The organism is Acinetobacter sp. IK31, from assembly GCF_035615195.1.
In the GTDB taxonomy this organism is placed as follows: domain Bacteria; phylum Pseudomonadota; class Gammaproteobacteria; order Pseudomonadales; family Moraxellaceae; genus Acinetobacter; species Acinetobacter calcoaceticus_C.
Genome location: NZ_JANBOB010000023.1, coordinates 1 through 25,521, shown reverse-complemented (window position 1 = coordinate 25,521; position 25,521 = coordinate 1). Strand labels below are relative to the sequence as shown.

The 25,521-nt window shown below is 38.4% G+C and carries 22 protein-coding genes and 6 tRNA genes; 17 read left to right on the top strand and 11 right to left on the bottom strand.

What is annotated here, in order from left to right; genetic code table 11:
* Positions 1 to 26: 26 nt before the first annotated feature.
* From rutB to rutD, 4 genes are all read right to left on the bottom strand, one after another.
* Positions 27 to 782, bottom strand: a complete 756-nt coding sequence (gene rutB, locus MSG66_RS12390) for a pyrimidine utilization protein B (RefSeq protein WP_324654260.1) — start codon at positions 780 to 782, stop codon at positions 27 to 29.
* Entirely contained in the window at positions 779 to 1,897 is a 1,119-nt protein-coding gene (gene rutA / locus MSG66_RS12385; protein ID WP_133971906.1) for a pyrimidine utilization protein A, read from the bottom strand. The genes rutB and rutA overlap by 4 nt, the downstream gene beginning before the upstream one ends.
* A 303-nt stretch (positions 1,898 to 2,200) precedes the next feature.
* Positions 2,201 to 2,788: a malonic semialdehyde reductase gene (locus MSG66_RS12380; protein ID WP_324654259.1), complete on the bottom strand. Its 588-nt coding sequence runs from the start codon at positions 2,786 to 2,788 to the stop codon at positions 2,201 to 2,203.
* Positions 2,785 to 3,591 carry a pyrimidine utilization protein D gene (gene rutD / locus MSG66_RS12375; protein WP_324654258.1) on the bottom strand — a complete coding sequence of 269 codons (807 nt, stop codon included), beginning with the start codon at positions 3,589 to 3,591 and terminating at the stop codon, positions 2,785 to 2,787. Before rutD ends, MSG66_RS12380 begins: the two co-directional genes overlap by 4 nt.
* A 174-nt stretch (positions 3,592 to 3,765) precedes the next feature.
* Between rutD and MSG66_RS12370 the strand changes: the two genes are divergently transcribed.
* The 3 genes from MSG66_RS12370 (at position 3,766) to MSG66_RS12360 (ending at position 5,111) form a co-directional block, all read left to right on the top strand.
* Positions 3,766 to 4,122, top strand: coding sequence for a DUF488 domain-containing protein (locus MSG66_RS12370; protein ID WP_324654257.1), 357 nt, complete (start codon positions 3,766 to 3,768; stop codon positions 4,120 to 4,122).
* A 91-nt stretch (positions 4,123 to 4,213) separates the two neighbouring features.
* Entirely contained in the window at positions 4,214 to 4,558 is a 345-nt protein-coding gene (locus MSG66_RS12365; RefSeq protein ID WP_042897436.1) for a zinc ribbon domain-containing protein YjdM, read from the top strand.
* A gap of 211 nt (positions 4,559 to 4,769) precedes the next feature.
* Positions 4,770 to 5,111, top strand: a complete 342-nt coding sequence (locus MSG66_RS12360; RefSeq protein WP_324654256.1) for a YegP family protein — start codon at positions 4,770 to 4,772, stop codon at positions 5,109 to 5,111.
* 55 nt (positions 5,112 to 5,166) lie between these two features.
* Here the strand turns inward: MSG66_RS12360 and MSG66_RS12355 are convergent, their stop codons facing one another.
* The 4 genes from MSG66_RS12355 to MSG66_RS12340 form a co-directional block, all read right to left on the bottom strand.
* On the bottom strand, positions 5,167 to 6,882 hold the full coding sequence (locus tag MSG66_RS12355; protein ID WP_202743454.1) for a proline--tRNA ligase: 1,716 nt from the start codon (positions 6,880 to 6,882) through the stop codon (positions 5,167 to 5,169).
* A gap of 58 nt (positions 6,883 to 6,940) precedes the next feature.
* Positions 6,941 to 10,039 carry an efflux RND transporter permease subunit gene (locus tag MSG66_RS12350; protein WP_324654255.1) on the bottom strand — a complete coding sequence of 1,033 codons (3,099 nt, stop codon included), beginning with the start codon at positions 10,037 to 10,039 and terminating at the stop codon, positions 6,941 to 6,943.
* Positions 10,040 to 10,054: 15 nt separating this feature from the next.
* Positions 10,055 to 11,164 (bottom strand): efflux RND transporter periplasmic adaptor subunit, encoded by a 1,110-nt coding sequence (locus MSG66_RS12345; protein WP_324654322.1) that lies wholly within the window; start codon positions 11,162 to 11,164, stop codon positions 10,055 to 10,057.
* A 68-nt stretch (positions 11,165 to 11,232) separates the two neighbouring features.
* The gene (locus MSG66_RS12340) at positions 11,233 to 11,868 is read right to left on the bottom strand and encodes a hypothetical protein (RefSeq protein ID WP_262473915.1); all 636 of its coding nucleotides are present in this window, start codon (positions 11,866 to 11,868) and stop codon (positions 11,233 to 11,235) included.
* Positions 11,869 to 12,156: 288 nt separating this feature from the next.
* Between MSG66_RS12340 and pilG the strand changes: the two genes are divergently transcribed.
* From pilG to MSG66_RS12310, 6 genes are all read left to right on the top strand, one after another.
* Positions 12,157 to 12,540 (top strand): twitching motility response regulator PilG, encoded by a 384-nt coding sequence (gene pilG / locus MSG66_RS12335; protein WP_042897425.1) that lies wholly within the window; start codon positions 12,157 to 12,159, stop codon positions 12,538 to 12,540.
* A gap of 23 nt (positions 12,541 to 12,563) precedes the next feature.
* Positions 12,564 to 12,926 carry a response regulator gene (locus tag MSG66_RS12330; RefSeq protein ID WP_005036319.1) on the top strand — a complete coding sequence of 121 codons (363 nt, stop codon included), beginning with the start codon at positions 12,564 to 12,566 and terminating at the stop codon, positions 12,924 to 12,926.
* Between the two features lie 59 nt (positions 12,927 to 12,985).
* Positions 12,986 to 13,522: a chemotaxis protein CheW gene (locus tag MSG66_RS12325; RefSeq protein ID WP_005309806.1), complete on the top strand. Its 537-nt coding sequence runs from the start codon at positions 12,986 to 12,988 to the stop codon at positions 13,520 to 13,522.
* A 42-nt stretch (positions 13,523 to 13,564) separates the two neighbouring features.
* Positions 13,565 to 15,646 (top strand): methyl-accepting chemotaxis protein, encoded by a 2,082-nt coding sequence (locus tag MSG66_RS12320; protein WP_324654254.1) that lies wholly within the window; start codon positions 13,565 to 13,567, stop codon positions 15,644 to 15,646.
* Positions 15,647 to 15,794: 148 nt separating this feature from the next.
* Positions 15,795 to 20,300 carry an Hpt domain-containing protein gene (locus tag MSG66_RS12315; RefSeq protein ID WP_324654253.1) on the top strand — a complete coding sequence of 1,502 codons (4,506 nt, stop codon included), beginning with the start codon at positions 15,795 to 15,797 and terminating at the stop codon, positions 20,298 to 20,300.
* On the top strand, positions 20,300 to 20,767 hold the full coding sequence (locus MSG66_RS12310) for a hypothetical protein (protein ID WP_262473920.1): 468 nt from the start codon (positions 20,300 to 20,302) through the stop codon (positions 20,765 to 20,767). The genes MSG66_RS12315 and MSG66_RS12310 overlap by 1 nt, the downstream gene beginning before the upstream one ends.
* A gap of 34 nt (positions 20,768 to 20,801) precedes the next feature.
* On the opposite strand, the gene dapE is transcribed toward MSG66_RS12310, so the two are convergent.
* The 3 genes from dapE to MSG66_RS12295 form a co-directional block, all read right to left on the bottom strand.
* Positions 20,802 to 21,938 carry a succinyl-diaminopimelate desuccinylase gene (dapE, locus tag MSG66_RS12305; protein WP_324654252.1) on the bottom strand — a complete coding sequence of 379 codons (1,137 nt, stop codon included), beginning with the start codon at positions 21,936 to 21,938 and terminating at the stop codon, positions 20,802 to 20,804.
* A 125-nt stretch (positions 21,939 to 22,063) separates the two neighbouring features.
* Positions 22,064 to 22,207, bottom strand: coding sequence for an entericidin A/B family lipoprotein (locus MSG66_RS12300; protein WP_003655297.1), 144 nt, complete (start codon positions 22,205 to 22,207; stop codon positions 22,064 to 22,066).
* A 122-nt stretch (positions 22,208 to 22,329) separates the two neighbouring features.
* A complete protein-coding gene (locus MSG66_RS12295) occupies positions 22,330 to 23,211 on the bottom strand; it encodes a DUF1853 family protein (protein WP_324654251.1) in 882 nt (293 codons plus the stop codon).
* A gap of 103 nt (positions 23,212 to 23,314) precedes the next feature.
* Between MSG66_RS12295 and MSG66_RS12290 the strand changes: the two genes are divergently transcribed.
* From MSG66_RS12290 to MSG66_RS12255, 8 genes are all read left to right on the top strand, one after another.
* Complete coding sequence (locus tag MSG66_RS12290) at positions 23,315 to 23,674, top strand: YbaN family protein (protein ID WP_324654250.1); 360 nt, start codon at positions 23,315 to 23,317, stop codon at positions 23,672 to 23,674.
* Between the two features lie 218 nt (positions 23,675 to 23,892).
* Positions 23,893 to 24,396 (top strand): cell wall-recycling L,D-carboxypeptidase ElsL, encoded by a 504-nt coding sequence (gene elsL / locus MSG66_RS12285; protein ID WP_324654249.1) that lies wholly within the window; start codon positions 23,893 to 23,895, stop codon positions 24,394 to 24,396.
* Between the two features lie 207 nt (positions 24,397 to 24,603).
* A tRNA-Val gene (locus MSG66_RS12280) sits at positions 24,604 to 24,679 on the top strand.
* Between the two features lie 24 nt (positions 24,680 to 24,703).
* Positions 24,704 to 24,780: transfer RNA gene (locus tag MSG66_RS12275), tRNA-Asp, on the top strand.
* Between the two features lie 48 nt (positions 24,781 to 24,828).
* Positions 24,829 to 24,905: transfer RNA gene (locus tag MSG66_RS12270), tRNA-Asp, on the top strand.
* Between the two features lie 87 nt (positions 24,906 to 24,992).
* Positions 24,993 to 25,068 (top strand) — tRNA-Val (locus MSG66_RS12265).
* Positions 25,069 to 25,104: 36 nt separating this feature from the next.
* Positions 25,105 to 25,181: transfer RNA gene (locus MSG66_RS12260), tRNA-Asp, on the top strand.
* Between the two features lie 66 nt (positions 25,182 to 25,247).
* Positions 25,248 to 25,323 (top strand) — tRNA-Val (locus MSG66_RS12255).
* Positions 25,324 to 25,521 lie beyond the last annotated feature (198 nt).

Genomic DNA, 25,521 nt, shown 5'->3' with positions numbered 1-25,521 from the left:
TTTTTGAAATATTTTAGGCGCGATGTTTATGCCGATTTACTGAGCAATTTTGGTGTTGTTTGAAAGCTTTCTATAAAAGAATTGGTATCAGATACCCAACCAAAGAAAGTCTTGATGTTATATAAGGCAGCGTCGTGAGCCTCTTGAGGTCCGGCTTGATAGCAAGCATCTTTAAGTGCAACACCGAAATATTCCAAAAAGAAACCATCACGTAAGGTGGATTCAACGCAGACATTAGTCGCAATGCCAACGAAGACTAAATTACGAATACCTCGAGCACGTAAAATGCTGTCGAGTGCAGTGTTAAAGAAACCGCTGTAGCGTGGCTTTTCAATAATGATGTCTTGTGGAAGAGGTTGTAACTCATCAATTAAGGCAAAGTCCCAACCGCCTTTAGATAAAAGTTGACCTTGTAACTCGGGCCGTTTACGCATGGTTTTTAAGGCATTAGATTTATGAAAATTTGGTGAACCTAAACCACCAGCCTCGACGTAGTTCTTATCCCAACCATTTTGAAAATAGATGACTTGAATCCCTGCACTATGTGCAGCATCGATCGCCTTTTTAATATTTTCGACTACAGGTTTAGTCTTTGAGACATCAAAACCTGCTAAATCTAGGTATCCACCTAAAGATGTATAAGCATTTTGCATATCAATCACGATCAGTGCAGTTTGTTCAGGGGCAAGCTGAATAGCTTCTGGTTCAGCTTTTAATACTTTGCCCGTCCCAATTTGTGCAGTGAAATCGGCACACACGATATTAGAGGTAACACTGCTCATGCCGTTTTCTCCAAAATATTCAAGCTAGAAGAAGGTTCAACCTCAATTTCAATATGTTTACGACATGCCATTAGAGGTTGGATACGTTGGCCAAAATCTTCAACACCTTGTACAAAGTCATCAAAGGTCAGTAAAATGCCTTCAGTACCTTCAATGCTAGAAATTTCATCTAACATTTCAGCAACCTTTTCATAAGAACCAACCAGAGTTCCCATGTTGATATTGACGGGAGAAACGCTGGATGCCATTTGTCTAATATTGGTGTCATTACCTGATTTTTTATCTTTATTGCCTTGGTTTGTGAGCCAGTTGATAGCCTCCAGATCTGCACCATCGTTGTAGTGCTGCCACTTTGCCATTGCTTCTTCATTTGTTTGTGCGGCAATGACCATAAACAGCACATAGGTTTGAACATTGCGTCCAGTTTTATCGGTGTGTGCTTTTAGACGGTCGTTGATTTCTGCATATGCTGTTGGCGTGTTTAGCCCTTTTCCAAATACAAAGTTGTAGTCTGCATATTTTGCAGAAAAGGCAAGTCCACTTTCAGATTGACCTGCACAAATAATTTTCATATCTGCTTGAGGCCTAGGTTTAACTTGGCAATCTTCCATTTGGAAAAACTCGCCTTTAAAGTCAGATTTTCCTGTTGCCCAAAGCTCTCTTAAAATTTCGACATATTCTGATAAGTACTCATAACGTTTGCCGAAGTACTCATCCCCAGGCCACATATTCATTTGGGTATATTCAGGTGCTTGCCAGCCTGTCACAACATTTAGCCCAAAGCGACCATTTGAAATCGAGTCAATTGTTGATGCCATGCGTGCAACAATTGCAGGGGGCATGACTAAGGTTGCTGCGGTTGCATAAATTTTAATTTTACTGGTGACAGCTGCTAGGCCAGCCATAAGCGTAAATGTTTCTAAGTTATAGTCCCAAAATTCAGTTTTTCCGCCGAAACCACGTAATTTGATCATGGATAAAGCAAAGTCAAAACCATAATGTTCAGCGCGTTGAACAATCTGTTTGTTGAGTTCAAAACTCGGTTTATATTGCGGTGCGTTCTCAGAAAGCAACCAGCCATTATTTCCAATTGGAGTAAAGATGCCGATCTTCATATGGAATCCCCATCATGAGTTTGTAAGATCACACCGAAAATATATAAAGCTTTAAATTTCCGGTGTCTCGTTTTGTGTTTTTAATAATGCATACTATGTGCCAACTTATTAAAATTAATATTTATTAGTAACTTGAATATATTGTTTGGTATAAAATTTATCAAATGGTAAAAAATATGGCATTTATGCACCATGATAAGTCCAAAGTGCTCCATTGCGTATCTTTTGATCAATTTTGGAAATAAAAAAAACTGCATGTTTAGAGCAGGCAGTTTTTAAAATTTAAAAAAAGAAGTGAATGAGCTATTCAATTTTGCATGTATCTTCAAAGCTTAAACGTGGCAAGCGCTTATAAACCTTTTGATTATCTCCATAACCAATATTAATTATCAGATTAACATGGTGATGGGTATGTGCAAAAAACAGTTCATCCACTTGTTTCGCGTCGAAGCCAGACATAGGACCTGTATCTAGTCCTAAGCTACGACAAGCCATAATCAAATAGGCTGCCTGCAAAGAGCTGTTACGAAAAGCAGTTTCGTGTGCCATTGCTTCACTTGATGTAAACCAAGATTTTGCATCGGCGTAGGGAAATAATTTGGGCAATTTTTCATAAAATTTTGTATCGGTTGCAACCAAAACAGTGACAGGAGCTGTCATCGTCTTTTCTACATTGCCAGACGACAATGCTGGCTTGAGTTTTTGTTTAGCTTCCGGTGTTGTTAAAAATACAAAACGAGCAGGACTACAATTGGCAGAAGTCGGTGCCATTTTGACCAGATCATAAATTTGTTGAATTTGCTCAGGGTTGACGGCTTTGTCTAACCAATTGCTGTGGGTTCTGGCTTCTAAAAAGAGTTGATCTAAAATATTTAATGTTTTTGCATTCATGATAAAACCTTAATGCTATGGAAAAATTGGATGAACGTTTGATTTAGTCGTTGAGATTCGGTCACTGTGGAAGCATGTGCACCAGAAGGCAAAATATTGATTTGAGCATGATCAAGTTGAGTAAACAGATCGTGTGATTTATGTACTGGAACTAAAAAATCATCTTGATTAGCAACGATATGAATAGCGGTGTCTTGCAATGCCTGTACGTGCTCTGCTTGTAATTGGAAATCCATCAACGCTTTGAGTCGGGCAAATACATTTGTCTTAGGTGGAAAGTTTTGGAGTTGAATATCTTCGGTATTTTTAATGTGACTATGATTCTGAGAAATCCATGCTGGAGGATACAAAAACAATGCCTGTGCACGTACATAGGCTTCATCGCCTGCTGATGCTAACAATGCGATACGGGCATCAAAACATTTTTGCGTATGGGCATCTAACTCATCCCACGCATTAATCAGTGTAAGGCTGAGCATGGTAATTAAGCTAGATTGTAGTTGTTTTGCGAGTTCCATTCCTATGATGCCACCCAAAGCATGCCCGATCATATGGAACTCATGAATTTGAAGATGTTCTAATAAGTGTAGTACTTGAGTCGCCATGTCACACATATGGTAGTGTGCAGGTAATAAAGCACTGTCTTGGTGACAACCTTCTTGGTCATAAGTCACGACGTTGAAATGTGCACTTAACGATTCGAGTTGTGGACTCCAAAAACTAGCATGACCACCTAACCCAGCTGATAAAATCAAATAGGGAGCATCTTTCTGAGATGAAGATGGATAAATATAATATTTCATTTTTTACCATTTGATAAAATAATGAAGAATTAAAAAGCAATTTGTATGCCTGAATTAATGAATAATGGCAAATTTAGACAATATTTAGAGCAAAAGATTCAAATTGTACAGGTAGGCAAATCAATGTGATGATTAAGCCAATACTATTTAGATTAAGCTGAGTAGGTGTCAGAAATGGATATACACATTAAAAGAATTTATGAAAATGTTGACCCTAGTGATGGAAAGCGTATTTTAGTTGACCGCCTGTGGAGTAGGGGAATTAGTAAGGAAAATGCGCATTTAGATTTGTGGCTAAAAGAAGTGGCTCCTTCAAATGAACTTCGGAAATGGTTTCATGCAGCAACGCCGGACCATTGGCAAGAATTTAAACAGCGTTATTTAGAAGAACTTGAGACCAATCCAGCAGTTAAAGAATTACACGAGATCGCATCGAAGCATAAACTCACGCTCTTATATTCAGCAAAAGATCTTGAAAATAACCATGCAATTATTTTGAAGGAATATTTATTGAACAATAAATTAAAGTGAATATATAAATTTTTTTTTGGTAAAAGTCTTTTATATAAAACTTTAAAAAATGAGTCATATCTCGCATAATATACTTTTTGAGGTTTTTTTCATGTCTTTGCCTAATTGTCCAAAATGCCAATCAGAATATACTTACCAAGATGGCGAATTATTGATTTGTCCTGAATGCTCGAATGAGTGGAAAGAGGGGGAAGTTTCAGCATCTGAAGAACAAGAAATTATTAAAGATGCAAACGGCAATGTTTTAGCAGACGGTGACAGCGTAACTGTCATTAAAGATTTAAAAATTAAAGGTTCATCATCGGTTGTGAAAGTGGGAACTAAAGTAAAAACAATTCGCTTAGTTCCAGATGCAAGTGATGGCCACAATATTGATTGTAAAATTGATGGTATTGGGCAGATGAAGCTTAAGTCTGAATTTGTAAAAAAAGCTTAAACCGTTAATTTTAATTACATTTCAGTAGAGATATACACTTATATCTCTACTTTTTTAATTTCTAACATCATTATAATTTTATTACGAAAAAGTATAAAAAATAGGCTATTCAAGGCATGATTGCCCCTTTATATTGTCATAAATAACAAATAACTTTCGTCCAGAATAATAACGAAAGTCATACCCACACCAACAAAAAAATGAGGTTTTTATGGCAGGATGGTACGAAATTTCACAAGCGAGTGATGGACAATACCGCTTTATTTTGAAGGCAGGAAATGGTGAACCTATTTTAAATAGTGAGCTATATAAGGCAAAAGCTTCTGCTGTAAATGGTATTGAATCAATTCAGAAAAACAGTGGTGATGACGCCCGATATGAGCGTTTAACCGCAAAGAATGGGAAACCTTATTTCAATTTAAAAGCTGCAAATCATCAGGTTATTGGCACGAGTCAGTTCTATGCGAGCGAAGCTTCACGAGATAAAGGAATTGAATCTATTAAAACCAATGGTTCATCAGCGAAAATCAAAGATTTAACAGTTCAAGCATAAAATTGAGTTAAAAAAAGCAGCTTTTAAAAGCTGCTTTTTTTAGTTATGTATGTAATTAACGCGCTAATTTAGCTAAAAGATCTTCTTTAGTTAAATTGCTAGCTTCAGCATCACGACGGCCTTTATATTCAAAAGTACCAGCATCAAGGCCTTTTTCACCAATCACAATACGGTGTGGAATGCCCATCAATTCAAGGTCAGAGAACTTAACACCCGGACGTTCGTTACGGTCATCAAGCAACACATCAAAACCTTGAGCTTGAAGTTCTGCATAAAGTGCTTCTGCTGCTTCAAGAGTACGTGGAGATTTGTGTGCATTCATTGGGACAATTGCAATCTCAAAAGGTGCAATGGCTTGTGGCCACATAATGCCTTTGTCATCGTAATTTTGTTCAATTGCAGCTGCAACCACACGTGTTACACCAATACCGTAGCATCCCATTGTTACAGTAAATGGTTTGCCATCTTCACCTAAGACTTTACAGCCTAAAGCTTCAGAGTATTTAGTACCAAGTTGGAAAATATGACCTACTTCAATACCACGTTTAATTTGTAGCGTGCCTTTACCATCTGGAGATGGGTCGCCTTCAACCACATTACGTAAGTCAAAAACTTCGGTAATTTGCGCATCACGTTCCCAGTTTACGCCTACTGCATGTTTATCAGTTTCATTTGCACCAGCAACGAAGTCTGAAAGAACAGATGCAGCGCGGTCAACAATTACAGTTAAGCCTTTTTCGACTAAACCTTGTGGACCTGTAAAGCCAGCAGTTAAACCAAATGCTTGAAGTTGTTCTTCAGTTGCAAAAGTAAGAGGCGCAGCCACTAAAGGATGCTTCTCGGCTTTAATTTCATTCAGTTCGTGGTCGCCACGTACAAATAGAGCAACGACAGGAACCTGACCTTTTTCGTCAGCAACGCCTTGAACCAATAATGCTTTAACAGATTGCTTCGGATCAGCATTTAAGAACTGACAGACGTCATCAATCGTTTTTTGATTTGGTGTTTCAACCAATTTAAATTCTTGTGCCGGTGCTGCACGTTCACCGACTAAAACAGCCTCAGCCATTTCAACGTTCGCTGCATAGTCAGATTCAGTTGAAAATGCGATGTCATCTTCACCACTTGCAGCTAATACATGGAACTCGTGTGAAGCTGAACCACCAATAGAACCTGTATCGGCTTGTACTGGACGGAAGTCTAAACCTAAGCGAGTGAAAATACGGCTATAGGTGTCGTACATCACATCATAAGTTTCTTGTAGTGATTCTTGAGTTGCATGGAAAGAATAAGCATCTTTCATAATGAACTCACGTGAACGCATTACACCAAAACGAGGACGAATTTCATCACGGAATTTGGTTTGAATTTGGTAGAAATTTACAGGAAGCTGCTTATAACTTTTAAGTTCGTTACGCGCCATATCTGTAATAACTTCTTCATGCGTTGGCCCGAGTACAAATGGGTTCGCATGACGATCTTTAAAGCGTAATAATTCAGGACCATATTGTTCATATCGACCCGATTCTTCCCAAAGACTTGCGGGTTGAGTCACGGGCATGAAAACTTCCATTGCGCCTGAGCGGTTCATTTCTTCACGAACAATCGCATCTACTTTTTTAAGCACACGTGTTCCCATCGGCAGCCATGTATATAAACCAGATGCCAATTTACGAATCATCCCCGCACGTAACATGAGCTGGTGTGAAATCACTTCAGCATCATTTGGGGTTTCTCTCAACGTTGCAAATAAAAAGCGGCTTGCGCGCATGGAAAAAGTCCTAAAAGTTAAGCGTTATAAAAACGCAGATTATACGATAATCGCTGCATTATGACATGAATCGTTGAGTTTGACGCAGCATAAAGTTTTTCAAGTCATCTAGATAAGTGAAAATGACGGGTACAACCACAAGAGTCAACAGGGTAGAGGTAATCACGCCTCCAATCACAGCGTGAGCCATTGGTGCGCTTTGCTCACCGCCTTCGCCAAGACCTAAAGCTAAGGGAACCATCCCCATCACCATGGCGCTTGTCGTCATTAAGATGGGACGTAAACGGGTTTTGCCCGCTTGTAAAATTGCATCATAACGGCTTATACCCTGATCCATTGCTTTCTTAATAAAATCGATAAGCAAAATCGCATTTTTGGTAACCAGCCCCATCAACATGATAATACCAATAATTGAAAAAAGGTTCAGGGTACTTTTGAACAAGAAGAGGGCAAGAAAAACGCCAATGAGTGACAATGGTAAAGAGGTCATAATTGCCGCTGGATGAATAAAGCTATTAAACTGAGAGCCTAAAACAATGTAGATAAATACAATTGATAGGGTAATTGCTGTTAATGCATATCCAGCAGATTCGGCCATATCGGCATTGGCACCTTGAGTATCAAACGTATAGCCAGCAGGTAGCTTAAATGCCTTTTGCATTTTATCGATGTCTTGACCAATATCACCGCTAGGTCGTCCTGAGGTGTTGGCTTCAATGAGTACTTCACGCTCAAGATCACGTCGGTTAATTTGTGAAGCACCGAGTTTTTCTTCGGTTGTTGCAACTGCGCTAAGTGGAACTAATATATTTTGCCCAGCTGCATTGGTTTTATTAGAGTTGAGATATAGATTCTGCACATCTTGCGGAAGCATACGTTTATTTTCATTTAAACGAACATTAACGTCATAAGTTTCACCATCGCGATCTTCCCAAGTCGTTACGTTATCGCCAGCAATTAATGGGCGAATCGCGTTCGCAATCTGAGAAACAGACAAACCCAAATCACTTGCCAGTACACGATTAATTTGAACCCCCAGTGTTGGTTTAGGTTCTTTCAGTGAACTTTCTAAATCTACGACACCTTTGATTTTTTCCATTTCAGCAATAAATCGATCTGAAATTTTTTGTAGCTCATTCAGATCTGTTCCTTTAATAGAAATCATGATTGGCTTTTGCCCGCCAGAGACTGAATCTTGAGCCGCAGCAATGGAAGTTACTCGAATACCAGCGACTGTTTGTAAGCGTTCACGGAATTTATTATTGAGTGTATTAAGATCTGAGCTACGTTCTTGTTTTGGTTTTAAGGTAACACCTAAACCTGCATGGTTTTTACCTGAGTCTACTTCACTATTAACCACGCCATAAGTGGAAACGACATCGGGAAATTGTCTAATAATCTGATCAACTTGATGTAGTTTAGCTTGGGTATATTCCAAAGAAGCATCTACAGGAGTTTCGAACTGAATCCGAATTTCACCTTTATCTGGGGTAGGTACGAATTCAGTTCCAATGAGTTTAGAAAGTCCTAATGCAGCAAATAATGAAGCAATTGCAATAATGACCGTAATCAAACGGAAACGTAAGGCCAACTTTAATAGCTTTTCATAAACATGGGTAAGTCGATCTAACACATTAGAAATATGGTTGAAAAAGCGTTGTAGCCAACTATCTTTTTTCTTGACCGGATCTTTCCAATGTGCAGAAAGCATTGGATCGAGCGTAAAACTAATAAACATTGAAATTAAAACGGCTGTACTAACCGTTACGCCAAACTGATAAAAGAAACGCCCAATCAGTCCCCCCATGAAAGCAACAGGTAAAAATACGGCCACGATAGTCAGTGTGGTGGCGAGTACGGCTAAACCAATTTCTTTTGTACCTTCTAGGGCAGCAGTGACATGGTCTTTACCAAGTTCAGTATGTCTTACAATATTTTCCCGAACAACAATTGCGTCATCAATTAAGAGACCAATACTGAGTGATAGGGCTAATAGCGTCATCATATTAATGCTGAAACCAAAAGCCCAGATGAAGGTTAGGGTTCCTAGCAGAGTAATTGGTAAGGTTAAGCCTGTAATGACTGTAGATCGAAAAGAGCCTAAAAATAATAGAACAATTAAAACTGCTAACGCAGCACCTTCAATAATGGTGCGGGTCACATCTTTAATTGAAGCACGAATTCCTTTAGAGCTGTCGGCCACAATTTTGTAATTTAGGCCAGCAGGCATTTGTGTTTTTAATTTCTCTAAAGTTTGGTAGGTTTTATCGACAACCTGAATTACATTGGCATCGGAACTTTTTAGAATATCAATAGAGACCGCTGTTCTTCCATTATAAAATGCACTTGATTGTAGTTCGGCTTGTGTATCTTCAACAGTTGCAACTTGTTTTAGAAAAATCGGTGAACCATTTTTATTGGCAATTACCAAATCGCCAAATGCAAGCGGATGAATAACCTTTGATTGAATCTGTACAACCAGTTCAGAATTCTTCTGTTGTAAGGTTCCTGCGGGAACCTCAATATTTTCATTTTTTAGCGTATTGATGACCTGATCAATGCCAATGCCGTAACTTTGCAGCTGCTCAGGAAGAATTTTTATTCGTATTTGCCGTTTGGCATCCCCCAATAAATTCACATTACCGACACCTGAAACGGTTTTGAGTTGAGGCACGATACGTTTATCTACATACGAACTTAGTTGAGCCAAACTCATGCTACTAGATTCAAATACAACTGACATGATCGGGCTAGAAGAGGGGTCGTAGCGTTGTACAATCGGTGTATCAATTTCATCACGGAATTGGGCTGTAACGGGTGCAATTTTGTCACGAACATCTTGTGCTGCAAGAGCTGATGACGTATCAAGATTAAACTCTGCCACAATCATTGAAAAACCTTCACTTGAACGTGAAGTGATTTGTTTAATCCCTGAAATTGTATTGATCTGATCTTCGAGTTTTTTTGTAATATCTGATTCGACAGCTTCAGGTGAAGCACCAGCATATTGCGTAGTGACCACAACGAATGGGAAATCGATGTTCGGAAACTCTTCAACGGTCATCCGTTTCCAAGAGGCCAGCCCCAGTACCATTAAGCTGATCATCATCATAATAGTAAAAACGGGGTATTTCACACTGATTCGAGTAAACCACATACGCTATTTGCTACCTTATTTATTTTTTTCGGTTGTAACCGTCACTTTTTTATTAATGTCGGAATCTTCAAATTGAATACGGCTCACCAGATCTGTGTTTTGTAAACCATCAACTAAAGCAATATTGTCGTTATAGCGCTGTTCAATCACTCTAATTTTCACTTTTTGAATGGTGTGATTACGTATCACCCATACAAAAGGATCATGTTGCATATTTTGAATGCTGTCTAAAGGAATTGTTTGGCCGTGCTGAGTGTCACTACGAAGAATATTTCCATTAATGAAAGCTCCTATGCTTAACGAATCAATTTTTTCTTTAGGAACTGCAAAAAATTCAATTTGTCGGCTGTCTTGATCTGCAACAGGTGAAATACGCGTAAGAGTCGCGTTTAATTGTTTAGAATTTCCCTGAATCTGATATTGAATGCTGCTACCCACTTTAAGAGCAGACTGTTGCTCAATTGGTAACTTGGCCTGTATTTCAAGTTGGTCTGGATTTACGATTTCAAACAGAGTCTGCCCAACTGATACAGTCTGACCAGGTTCTACTTGTCGTTTAGTAATTACGCCTGAAATTGGACTGGTGATAATACCGTCTTGATCGGCCTTACGGGCAATATCAACATTAGCTTGTTGGGCTTTTACGCTTTCAAGTTGCCCTTTATAGTCAACCTGACTCTGTTCAAATTCGACACGAGCAATAAACCCTTGATTAAAAAGTCGTTGCTTTCGGTTCATTAAATTGCGTGCAAGTTCAGCTTGTGACTGAGCTGAGGCAAGGTTGGCACGCGCTTGGGCCAAGCGTGCAACATTGTCCTGATTATTCAATCTCACTAAAACTTGGCCTTTTTGTACCTGCTGACCAACATTTGTAGTTACAGTGGTCGCCGTAGCACTCACTTGAGCCTGAATTGAACTTTGCTGAACCGCACGAATAGTGCCCGTAAATCTAGTTTGAGAGTCAAGTGCTCCCTCTTTAACAGCTATCAGGTCTTGAGGAATGAGTTCAATTTTTGCTGGAGCTGATGCTGTTGTTTTATTTGTTTCTTGCTGATTACATGCAGCTAAAATCAAACATAAACTAATAATACTCAGTTTAAAAATAGTGGAAGGGGTGAGATGCATCTTGTGCATACAGCATCGTCCTATAATTCAAATTTTATTTTGCCCCTATTCTTGATAAACCTTTACAGTTATTCAAGCTTTTTTAAACGTTCGATAATATTTTCATACTCGCTGTTGGTACGGTTGTAGGTCTTGGTAAGTGTTTCAATTGTTTGTTTGACTCTGTAAATATTATTTAGATTGTTTTCAATCAACGTCTTATGGTGCTCAGGAATAACTTCTCTCTTTCTGAAATATTCCATTTCTTGACGTTTAAATAAAATTTTGTCTTGTTGTAACTGGTCGAGTTGTTCCTGTTGATAGTTAATTTGCTTCTTTATGGCAAGTAATGTTTGATCTCTTTTAATCGTGGCTGTTTTACTATTGCTATAGGCTTTTTTTAATTTGATATCTAGTTCTCTATGTCGCGCTGACAGTGCTCGTTGACTTGATTGATTTAAATCAGCCTCGGCATTATAAGAGTGGTTTCTTTTAATCACTTGCATATTTCGATCTAGAACTTCATAACCATAACGAATATGAGCAGGGGTGACTGATGTACTAATATTGGCTGTACCTTGTTGATCATAATAACGATACCAGACCACTTTAGAAGTATCGGCTAGAGCAAAGGTTGTTGAGAAACAGAGCAAACCGAAGGAAATAATACCTACAGATACAGACAAGCAGTTCCTATAAAAGGCATATTTCATCCGATTATTCATTGAAAATCCCCCAAAAAAAAGAAAGCTAAATCGCTTATTTTTAAATAATTAATCTTTATTATATTAGTTATTATTTAGCTGAATAAAAATATAGTCATTATAAAAAAAATGATAATTTTAATTAAAGTGTGATGAGGTTAAAAGTTATTGTTTATAAATGAGAAAGTAGACAGAAATGCCTCATTGAAAATAGACCGTGAGATATGTTAAAAATACTTATAAATCTGTAAAAACAACTTTAAGTTAAATTGCATTTATATTTTATATTTATTGGGGATGGAAGATTAAATGGAAGATGCATTCCAAAATCTGAAAGTAATGGTAATTGATGACTCAAAAACCATTCGCCGTACAGCAGAAACTCTATTACAGCGCGAAGGCTGTGAAGTGATTACGGCAGTGGATGGGTTTGAAGCTTTGTCCAAAATTGCAGAAGCAAATCCTGATATTATTTTTGTCGATATCATGATGCCTCGTTTAGATGGTTATCAAACTTGCGCTTTGATTAAAAACTCTCAAAATTATCAGAACATTCCCGTTATCATGCTCTCTAGTAAAGATGGTTTATTTGATCAGGCAAAAGGGCGTGTGGTAGGTTCAGATGAGTATTTGACGAAACCTTTTAGCAAAGATGAATTGTTAAACGCGATTCGTAATCATGTAAGTTCATAATTAAGTAATTTAAGGGCAAAGAAATGACACGTATTCTCATTGTTGATGATTCACCAACAGAAACTTTTCGTTTTAAAGAAATTCTAACCAAGCATGGTTATGACGTACTTGAAGCATCTAATGGCGCAGATGGTGTAACTTTGGCAAAAGCAGAACAGCCTGACTTAGTGTTAATGGATGTTGTAATGCCAGGTGTAAATGGCTTTCAGGCAACCCGCCAGATCACTCGTGATGAAGATACTAAGCATATTCCTGTGGTAATCGTGAGTACTAAAGATCAGGCAACTGACCGAGTATGGGGCAAGCGTCAAGGTGCAATCGACTATCTGATTAAACCTATCGAAGAAAAGCAATTGATTGATGTAATTAAACAATTTCTAAAGTAACTCATCCATCCATAAAAACATAAATAACGGGGTTATATGCCCGTTTTATAGGATCGAGTATGGCAGCGAATGGATTTATCGAGTTACTTCGTTTGTCTAAACGGGGTAATAAGAATTACGCTTCAGTTCAAAATGAAGCACAGCGATGGTCAGGGATTGCTTTTGAAATGAGAGGGCAATACTTCGTCGCACCACTTGGGGAAGTGTCAGAAGTTATCTATCCACCGAAATATACGCCAGTTCCAAATGCTCAAAGTTGGGTGAAAGGTTTGGCAAACATTCGGGGAAGGTTACTTTCGGTTTCTGATTTGGCTCATTTTATTTCAGGGCAACGAAGCACATTTTCGTCTGCCCAAAAAGTGTTATGTATTAGCCATCACGACCAGTATGTGGGGTTGGTTGTGGATCAGGTCTTGGGGATTCAGCACTTTAATAAAAAAAGTTTTTTTTCTCAAAGCTTAGACTTAGAGGAAAATCTAAAAGATTATTGCCAAGGTTATTTTCATCAACATAACCAGCATTGGCATGTCTTTTTATTTAGTCGGTTATTGCAAAACCCACATTACATGAATGCATCGACAAAATTTATAAACTAATTTTTACGCTGTGAAAAACAGAGTATTTTCTGGGGAAAAGCTATGGGCTTTAAGCTTAAAAAGAAAGGCGGCAATCGTGTTGCGTCCGAAAAGTCGGGTCTCAATTTTATTGCAAAAATCCAGTCGGAAATTGAGCAATACGCCAGTTTATTTGGGGAAAGTGAAAAGTCCAAGCCTGTCCTTTATGTAGCGTTGTTATGTTTAGTATTTGCTTTAGCTTCGCTCGTTTATTTATTTTATAGCGTACCTCGACATAACCAGTTAACACGTAGTTTGGGTGAGTTACGCTTATTGTCACAAACGATTTCTAGACAGGCTACAGAAGCAACGGCTTCTGGATCACCTAAAGCTATGAAAGAGTTAGCTGAATCGAATCAGCTTTTTGCAAAAAATATGAAAGATGTTGAAAATATTCATGGTACATCTTCAAAAGAATACAAAAAGGTTGCGGTTCTGTGGAAAGCTTTGTCTTATGACATTAACTTGATCTCATCACATCAGGACGTAATTAATCAGTTATATAACATGAATATCTCGATTAGTGATTCTATTCCTGAGATTCAGGCTGAATATAACTTGATGGTTGATAAGATGGTTCGCGAAAAAGCACCAAGTAATCAGGTGATCATTGCGAAGAACCAGGTATTTATTGCAGAACGTATTTTACGTTCTATTAACACCGTTTTGGTGGGTACCGAAAACTCTCAAACCTCAGCACATGACTTTGGTGTCGATATTGAGACATTTGGTGTGTATTTAAATGCACAGCTAAACGGAAATGCTGAATTGGGTGTTGCTAGAGTTGAGTCTCCAGAAGTACGTGAGTCTTTGGAAGGTATTAAATCTGAATATGATAACGTTTTAAAATCTGCAGCGGCATCAGTTCTTAAACATACAGATCAGATTGTAAACGTACGTCAGTCATCAGGTGAGATCCTCTCGGAATCTGATGAAATGTTATCTGTACTGGGCGATCTTTCTGAGCAAACACAGTATGGTTGGAAAGCCTTTGCTTTAGTTGCAGTTCTTACATTATCACTTCTTGGCTTAATTAGCTCGGTCTTAAAGCTTTTATCACTTCGTAGTAAAGCAGATAAACAACGTGTAGCTACCTTGCAAGAAGAATATGACCGTAACCAAAACGCGATTTTACGTTTACTAGATGAAATCGCCGACTTGGCAGATGGTGACTTACGTTCATATGCAACGGTATCTGAAGACTTTACTGGAGCGATTGCCGACTCGATTAACTTCGCGATTGACCAATTACGTGATCTTGTATCCCGAATTCATGAAACTTCTCAGGAAGTTGCCCGCTATACACAAGATACGCAAAGTATTACTAACCAATTGGCAGAAGCATCAGAGCATCAGGCACAAGAAATTGCCGGCGCATCAACCGCAATGAATGAAATGGCGCAATCAATTGACCAAGTATCTTCAAATGCATCCGAATCTACCGAAGTAGCAGAACGTTCGGTACAAATTGCTTCTAATGGAGCACAAGTGGTAAACCGTTCAATTGAAGGTATGGACACGATTCGTGAACAGATTCAGGAAACCTCTAAACGTATTAAGCGTTTGGGCGAGTCTTCACAAGAAATTGGTAACATCGTATCGCTAATTAATGACATTGCGGACCAAACAAACATTCTTGCATTAAATGCAGCAATCCAAGCATCTATGGCAGGTGAAGCGGGGCGTGGTTTTGCCGTGGTTGCAGATGAAGTACAGCGTCTTGCGGAACGTTCAGCATCGGCAACTAAACAGATCGAAACTCTGGTTAAAACAATTCAGACCGATACGAATGAAGCTGTTATTTCAATGGAACAAACAACAACTGAAGTTGTGCGCGGAGCGAACTTGGCAAAAGATGCAGGTATTGCCTTGGACGAGATTCAAAAAGTATCTGGTGACTTGGCAAACCTAATGGCCAGCATTTCTGATGCAGCAAAACTTCAGTCTGCATCTGCAAGTCACATTGCGACAACCATGACCGTCGTACAAGAAATTACTTCGCAAACGACCACTGCAACATTCGATACAGCGCGTTCTGTTTCTGAATTAGCAAATATGGCAGAGTCATTACGTGAATCGGTAACGGACTTTAAATTACCTGATTAAATTGGGGATGAGAATAGCTGTTTCTATAATCGCTATTCTTCTAAAAAGTATTAACAACATCAGATAAATATTGGGGACACAGTTATTTATCTGATGTTGACTCTGTCGTTTTTCTCCATTTAGGGGATAAGCAAAAGAAGCCTTTGCTATGAAAGAAATATTAAAAACTTTAACTGAAGCAATGATGCTACCGGAAGATAGCTATTCTCAACAAGATGCCGAATTTCTTGAAATCTTCGTTGAAGAAATTGAAGAAATTTTTGTTGAATTACAATCTTTGATTCATGAATGGATGCAATCTAAAAATCTTGCTACGCTGACCGAAATCCGTCGCCATTTTCATACCTTGAAAGGTTCCGGGCGAATGATTGGAGCTAAATCCTCCGCAGAGCTTGCTTGGACTGTAGAAGATACGCTTAATCGGGTAATCAATGAGAGTCTCAGATTAACTCCTAACATCCAACAATATGTTCAGTTGGTATTTAAATTCTATTTTTTTAAATTAGTAGATGACTTTAAATCTAGAAAGGAACATGCGGTAGATTTTAGACCTCTTATTTTATTGGGACAACAATTACAACAACAGCAAAGTTTAGAGCCTGCTTTAGAAGAACTTTTATTATTGTGGGATACTCTTACTGCGGAAGCGAAGACTGGTTTAGAGGTAAATGATTTAGAACCGGAATCAGATAATTTAATTCTAAAAACCGCCATAGAAAGTGAACATAACCTTGCTGAAACCTTAGTCCTATTTATGGAAGAAGCGGAAGAACACTTAGCGACCATCGATCAGTTTTTAGAACAAGAAATACATCAGCACGAGAGTTACAATGCGCTCATCCGTGCATTACATACGTTGCGCGGTAGCTCGGCAATGGCTCAGGTAGAGGCAATTTTTGATGCCAGTACCAAGGTTGAGCATTTATTCAAAATCCTATTACAAGAAGAGCTATCTTCTCACTCAAAAGAGATCGTGCTACTCCGTGATTACCGTCAGTTTATTCGAAATTGTTTAGATTTATTAGCTGCGCATTACTCTAATGAGCAATTAGACTCTAACCTGAAACAATTCAATCAGGTTTGGGATGCTTATATGGAGCAGCATGGGGAGCATTCGAGCCCACTCACGCCTCCACATGGTCTAGTATCTCAGCTGTTACAGCTTGATGTTTCAGAATTACTTGATGCAGAGTTAGATTTTGAGAAAGGAATTCGTTCTGAATTTCCTCACTATCTTGAGCGTTTAAGTGAACAAGCTGATTTGTTATTGCAACATACCCAGTCTCAGGCAATGGTTGGTTTATATGAATACACTAACCAGTTGAAAGATAGCTATGACGTATTGCTTGATCGACCTGATTTATTACAATCAGATTATGTTTTTGAAATTTATCAAAAAGCACATCAACAATTAATTCAGTTATTTGATGCATTAGCTGCGGGTCAAAGAGTTAGTATTATTGAGCAACACCAAAATATTTTGGAAGAGCTAAAACTATATACCCAGCATATTCCAAGCCTTAATTCTGAACTATTAGACATTCATCAAGAAGTTGTTGAGTCGCTATTTAGTGTTGATGTAGAACAAACAGCAAATGAATCTTCGGCATCTATCGAAAGTGTATTAACTGATCATGTAGCAATGAGCCAGAGTGTACATTTAGATCGCCAGTTCATGTCTACTGAGCACGTAAACCGTTATTTTGATCCAGAACTGTTAGATATTTTTCTTGAAGAAGCCGATGAGTTGCTTGAAGGAATGGATACAGATCTTAATATTTGGGTTAATGACCAAGAGAACTTTGCTGCGCTTAATAATTTGATGCGCTATTTGCATACCTTAAAAGGTGGGGCAAATATGATTCAGGCAAATTATATTGGTTTAATTGCACATGAATTAGAAAGTATTTATGAGCGCATAATTCAAAGACAGTTAGTTACTTCATCTGCTCTCATTGATTTTATTCGTCTAGTTCAAGATGATTTAGCCGATCGTCTACAAATAGTACGTGAACAGCACTTAGATTATGCTGCTTCTCATACTATTCAAGCACTTAAGAGCGCGGGTACGGTATATAATTTACTTGGGTTTGCGGTTAAAGAGTTGCAAGCAGAGTCTGAAACTGATGTTATATCGGAATTAAATTTTGAATTATTACAACAAGAAGCTATACACAATACTGCGTTAAATCTCGATGAGTTAACTTCTAATTTTGAGCAGATTGTTGAGTCTAATATTAGACTTGTTGAACACACAGAATTACAAGTTTTTGATGCAGAAGGCTGTACAGACAATATCCAAGATCAGGATATTGACTCTGTTGTCGAGCAGACATTTATGGAGGAAGCGGCCGAGCTGTTAGAGATGGCCGATCACCTATTAAAGCAGTGGTTTGAGCAGCGTACCAATCGTAGTATCTTGCTTCAGCTACAAAGAGCAGTGCACAGCTTGAAGGGTGGTTCCCGTATGGTGGGACTTGAAACCGTACAAGCGATTGCTTACCAACTTGAAAACGCTTTTGAAAAATTTGCGCTTTATCATTTTAGTTCAAATATTTATGACAACTTGTTAGAGAGTGCAATCGTTTGGTTAAAAGAGGCAATTTTCAAGCAAAATTATCAACATTTTGACGGTTTACAACAAAGTTTAGAAAATATTCAGTTTATTGAAACTGCAATACAAATTCCAAGTAAGTTGACCAGAACTGATTTATTTAGCACTGAACCTGTAATGAGCTTTGTGCAAGGTGATGGTGCAGAACCGCCGCCAATGATGGGGGCATGGGAACAAGCACAGCATCTTGAACAAAATAATGAGATGATCCGGGTTTCGGCAGATTTAATTGAGAAAATGATTGATTTGTCTGGTGAAAATTCGATTAACCGTTCACGAATTGAAATGGATCTCAGTCAATTTGGTCATACGCTCGTGGAAATGGAATTAGCCATTCAGCGACTTGCAGACCAGTTACGTCGAATGGAAGGCGAATTAGAAAGCCAGATTATTGCAAAACACGGTATTGAGCATTCTCGTTATACAGAATTTGATCCTCTAGAGATGGACCAATATTCTTCATTGAATCAATTGTCGAAATCGCTTGCCGAATCTGCATCGGATTTAGTGGATTTTAAAAATACATTATCCGAAAAAATCAGAGACACCGAAAGTTTGCTGGTACAACAATCACGTATTCAGGCCGAAATTCAAGAAGGACTAATGCGAACACGATTAGTACCTTTCTCTCGATTGCTACCTCGTTTACAAAGAATTGTGAGGCAGACTTCTACTGCGTTGGATCGACCAGCAGAGCTTTTTGTTAATAATACCGAGGGTGAATTAGACCGGACGATGCTAGAGCGTTTGGTTACACCACTTGAGCACATGCTTCGAAATGCAATCGACCATGGTTTAGAAGATCGTGTGCAACGTGAACAAGCGCAAAAACCAGAGACTGGGCGTATTGAACTGAATATTCATCGTCAAGGTACGGATATTGTTGTTACATTTAAGGATGATGGCCGAGGTATTGATATTGAGAAGGTCCGTCAAAAGGCCCTATTGTCTGGTTTGATTAAGTCTGAACAAGTATTAGAACATCAAGATATTTTACAGTTGATTTTCCATCCAGGGTTAAGTACAGCCGATCAAGTCACTCAGATTTCAGGTCGTGGTGTAGGGCTAGATGTTGTACAAAGTGATATTAAAGCTTTGGGCGGACATGTGAGTGTGGACTCTGTGTATGGGCAAGGAACAATCTTTACAATACGCGTTCCAACCACGGTAGCGGTTAGTGATGCCTTAATGGTTAAAGTTGCTGATCAACAATTTGCAATTCCGTTGGCTCAAATTGATCGAATTGTTCGGGTTTCGCCAACATCATTAGAACAGTATTTTGGAAGCGCACAAGAATTCTTTGAATTTGAAAATAAACGTTATCCATTACGCTATTTATCTGAGTTTGTTGGTAATCAACCAATTCCACGTTTAAGTGGGATGATGTATTCACTACCAGTATTAATGATTAAGACTAATAATGGACAAACAATTGCATTATTAGTTGATCAGCTTATTGGTTCACGTGCGCAGATTGTGGTCAAGCCAATCGGGCAGCAGTTCTCTAGTATTGGCGCGATTGCAGGCGCAACTATTTTAGGTGATGGTCAAGTTTGTCTAATTTTAGATGGACAAAATATTGCTCGCCAAATTCAGTCTACCCGCCGACATAAGCCGCTTAATGACGCTATCTATAGACAACGTGAGCCTGATGAACGCCGTCTTATTATGATTGTAGATGACTCTGTCACAGTCCGTAAGGTAACAACTCGTTTACTCGAACGTCAGGGCTATGACGTGGTCACTGCTAAAGATGGTATTGATGCAATTGAGCAGTTGGAAAATATTAAACCAGATCTGATGCTGCTTGATATCGAAATGCCGCGAATGGATGGCTTTGAGGTGCTTAACCTTGTACGACATCATGATCTGCATCAAGATATGCCAGTCATTATGATTACATCAAGAACTGGCGAAAAACACCGTGAACGAGCATTTACTTTAGGGGTTAACCAATACATGGGTAAACCTTTCCAAGAAGAAGACTTACTTCACAATATTGAAGCTTTTTTCATGACACGTGAAGAGGAACTTGCCTAATGGATAGTCATATCAGTACATCATTAATTAGCGAAATGGATCAGCAAGAACTTCAACATTTAATTACTGTTTCAACTGGTTTTATTGATGCATATATTATTGAATGCGATCAGCAAGTGCCGATGCTATTGCCACAAAACATAGTGTTATCAGCTATGGACGTTAAAAATGGTATCAAGCATATTGAATGGCATGATGTAAAACTTCCAGTCTATACAGTGCATAATGAAATTGATTCGCGAGCGGTGGCATTAGTTATTGAAAGTGAAGATATCAGCCAACGTTTTGCACTCATATGTAAATCGATGCCAGTTTCAGTTCGTCTGCGTATTTCTGAAGTCGTAGATGAAAACGAAGATATACAGGACTCTTTACAGCATCCAACTGTATTTAAATATGTGCGTATGGAGAATCAACGCTACCACGTTCCTAATTTGCAATATATCCAAAATTCGCTTCATCTATAAAAAAAGGAACTCATTGTGAGTTCCTTTTTAATTTTTATTTAGCTAATAAATTTTCTAAAATTTGCTCATAAATATCAGTCAGTGGATCGAGGTCATGTACGTCAACATGTTCATTAATTTGATGAATTGTTGCGTTAAGAACGCCTAATTCTAAAACCTGTGCGCCTGTTGGAGCGATAAAACGTCCGTCAGAAGTACCACCACTTGTTGAAAGCTCGGTTTCAGTGCCAGTTACATTTAAAATAGCAGTTTGAGCCGCATTAACCAGTTCACCAACTGGAGTCAGGAAAGGTAAACCAGAGAGATTCCAAACGATTTCATACTGTAAACCGTGTTTATCTAAAATCTCATGAACACGTTGTTTAAGCTGTTCAGCAGTCACTTCTGTTGAATAGCGGAAGTTAAAAGTAACTTCTAAAGTACCTGGAATGACGTTGGTTGCACCCGTTCCGGAATGAATATTTGAAATCTGAAATGATGTTGCCGGGAAATATTCATTTCCATTATCCCAAACACTTTGGCATAGCTCTGTTAAAGCAGGTGATGCTTCATGAATTGGGTTTAGTGCTAAATGTGGATAGGCCACATGGCCTTGTTTACCTTGGACTTTTAATACTGCATTAAGTGAACCACGGCGCCCATTTTTAACAATATCACCTAATTTATGAGTACTTGAGGGTTCACCTACCAGACACCATTTAATTTTTTCGTTACGTTCTTCAAGAGTCTCAATAACCTTGACCGTACCGTTAACCGCAGGACCTTCTTCATCAGAAGTAATCAGAAATGCAATAGATCCTTTATGGTCTGGATGTTTTGCTACAAAACGCTCAGATGCGACAACCATAGCTGCCAAAGCTGTCTTCATATCTGCCGAACCACGACCATATAATTTTCCATCACGGATTTCAGGTGCAAATGGGTCCGAATTCCACGCTTCTAATTTACCTGTTGGGACGACATCAGTATGACCTGCAAAACAAAATACAGGTTCTTCAGTTCCACGACGTGCCCATAGATTATCTACCTCATCAAAACGCATTGGTTCAATATGAAAACCAACTTGGCTTAAACGGTCTGCCATGATGGTCTGGCAAGTGTGATCAATTGGAGTAACAGAAGGTTGCTGTAAAAGTTCTAGGCTAAGCGAGAGAGTATCTGAATGGTTCATACCGGAAATTGTGTACTGATCAGGTGAAATATAGTCCGATATAATAGGCGAATCTCTACGTGATGGGTACGTAAAAATAAAAAAACCTTATCAGAGCGATAAGGTTTTTCAGTGATAACTCTAACTTACATTTTATCTTGTGTTTTTTCAGCAGTATTCGTTACAGCATCACCTGCTTTAGAAACATCTTTACCAAAACCCTTAAACGTATTACAGCCTGTTAAAACAACAGCAATCATGACAGAAGCAGCTAAAACTTTTTTCATCATTTTCTCCGTTTAAATTTAATAATGAAGTAAATTTAGATTAAAAAACAAACGGAAAAAGAAACATGACTGTTTAATAGTAAAAACGTTATAAAATGTTTCTAGAATCTTAAAGTTCTTGTTAATTATTTAAATTTCTGCGTGTTGGACTTAAATTTTAAGTATGAAGGGTGTCTAAACATATAAAACAGAGCCTCCTGACCATTTTTACAATATAAACCGTCTGTCCACCAATGTGCCGGACCTGAACTAGGTTGTTTATTTGGACACAGCCATTCATGTCTTTCTAATCGATAAAAAGAAGAATGAGGAATTGTTGTGCCCCAATATCCCAAACGACGCTTTAAATTTATCCAGTCAGGTAGGGGCTGCTGCAAATTTAAATCCAAAGGAAGATAAAGTTGTCCCTTTAAAACAGCAAAACGTTGTTGAATTTCGAAGTTTAAGGCTTCAGGAAACTGAAATTGTTTGTTGGTAAAGTGATAAAGCTTTTTGCTTAAAGTATCCTGACGGTTTAGGCCAATCCATTGTTCTAAATGTAAATATGCTTCACCCAGATAATATTTTAAGGCGACCTCCCAATGTTCAATTTTTTGAGTTTCTTTATTTAAAATTAAAAAATCCAGTTCGCCTAAGGTTTTTGCCCCCTCAATTTTTTGAATACTATGTCCCAATAATTCATAGGGATGATACTGATCCTCTTGCAACCAAAACCAAAGTAGATGTTCAAAACGTAAACCTAGGCGTGTACTTTTAAGCTGAGATAAAAACTGAATTAAAGGCTCAGGTGACTGATCGAGTTCTATTAAACGCGGTAAATAGTTTTGAAAATGAACTTCCCAAAACTCACTTGGATGTAGCTTAAAGCGATGTTGTATACATAAACTTTTTGGTAGTTGGTAAAGTAAATTTGGACTAGCAATACAAAATGCAAGCTGTCGAACGATAGGATGTTGAAATTGAAGCCATGGTTCGAAATAGGACGTTTTAACTGAGGCAATATTCATACATTTAATACTCGAAGTAATTCATCCTAATTTCATAACGGATCAACAAAAAATATTAGAAAAACACTTTATACTAACGCTAACAGCAGGTTAAGGTTTATATATGCGAACATTGTTCTGGCGCACTTTAGTCGTGATTTTTATCACGCTAGGCATTATTGGAGCAATTTTACCAGGTATGCCGACCATAGTGTTTTTGATTCTGGCTGCTTGGGCTGCTTCAAAAGGCTGGCCACAAATGGATAATTGGTTATTAAATCATCCTAAATACGGTCCAACATTACGTGATTGGCGAGCCAATGGCACAGTACCTCGTAAAGCGAAGTGGATTGCAAGCATAATGATGGCAATTAGCGGAATTATAATGCTATTTACTTCAGCGCCACTTTTGGTGAAGGCTTTTACTGATATTACTATGTTCATCGTTGCAGTTTGGTTATGGCTACGCCCTGAGCCAAAATAAAAGATTGATAATCTTTTATTTTGGTGCAAGACAAGCAGTAAAACTGCGCGTAGATAAAAGAAGATTGATAATCTTTTATTTTGGTGCAAGACAAGCAGTGAAACTGCGCGTAGATAGAAGAAGATTGATAATCTTTTATTTTCACTGCAAGAGAAGTCATTACAATAATTTTTTACTTAAACTCAATGTATTTGAGTTGATATAAGAGAATAAGTTCAATGTCTCAATTTAAACTCGAAGATGCAGATGTTCTTATCGATTTAGCAAATCAAACATTAACTTTGCCTAAACATAATAAGTTTTATGTTATCTCTACAGGAAAGAATGGAATCGGTGAGCAGGAAAACACGGGTAGAACACCACGTGGGTGGCATAGAGTGGCAAAGAAAATTGGTGCAGAATCTCCCCAAAATGCAGTTTTTATCGCGCGTAAGCCAACAGGGGAGGTTTATAGCACTGAGTTAGCTGCGCAATATCCTGAGCGAGACTGGATACTTTCTCGTATTCTCTGGTTAGATGGTCTAGAGACTGGGTTTAATAAAGGGGAAGGCTACGACACTATGCAACGTTATATCTACATTCATGGAACTCCAGACACGCAGCCAATGGGGGTGCCAATGTCACATGGGTGTATTCGAATGCGTAATGAAGAAATCATTGAGCTATTTGATTTAGTGGCTGAAGATGCATTAGTTTATTTGTCTGAACAATCTTTAACCTGAATGTGAGTTTTAGATATTCTTGATGAGGTGTGTAAACGCAGAAAATATTGAAATAAGTGTTTAAATAAAATACAAAAAATTGTTTTTTACTTAATAATGACTTATTTTTAATCATTCATTCGCATTTTTTTAAAAAGAAGTCGAAAAGCGTTTGACACCTGTTAAAGATTCTCTATAATGCACCTCACAAACGATGAAGACGTTAAAGGGCGCTTAGCTCAGTTGGTAGAGCGTCTGCCTTACAAGCAGAATGTCGGCGGTTCGATCCCGTCAGCGCCCACCAAGCCTTTACGTTAAGCTCTCAAGTGCAGCGGTAGTTCAGTTGGTTAGAATACCGGCCTGTCACGCCGGGGGTCGCGGGTTCGAGCCCCGTCCGCTGCGCCACTTAAGACTTAACATCGTTTTACCCCACAATTTCGATATTGTGAAAGTGCAGCGGTAGTTCAGTTGGTTAGAATACCGGCCTGTCACGCCGGGGGTCGCGGGTTCGAGCCCCGTCCGCTGCGCCACTTTTCAGTTCGGGTTGTGTTTGGAAGATGATTTAAGATGTTAAAATCTTATATCAATAAATTAATGAATAATTAGTTTTTCTTCTGGGGCGCTTAGCTCAGTTGGTAGAGCGTCTGCCTTACAAGCAGAATGTCGGCGGTTCGATCCCGTCAGCGCCCACCATATATGTGACCATACTTTATTTTAAAGTATTGTAGTGCAGCGGTAGTTCAGTTGGTTAGAATACCGGCCTGTCACGCCGGGGGTCGCGGGTTCGAGCCCCGTCCGCTGCGCCATTCTCTTGATTCCCTTGTCTAGAGAATGTAGAGTATAAAGATACATTCGTTATCTTTTCTCATTAAGGGCGCTTAGCTCAGTTGGTAGAGCGTCTGCCTTACAAGCAGAATGTCGGCGGTTCGATCCCGTCAGCGCCCACCATTATTTCTTTCAAAAAATTAAACTCTTCTCATATTCAAATCGCTTATTTTCTTATACTTTTAATTTTCATGTAGAATTATTTGTTATATGAACAATTCTAAATTTAATTTTTCTATTGTGAAATTAAAGTGTCGATATCTTTAGATGAATAATTTTTAAATTATTATTTTCATTCGTCGCTTGTCTTATCGTTATATA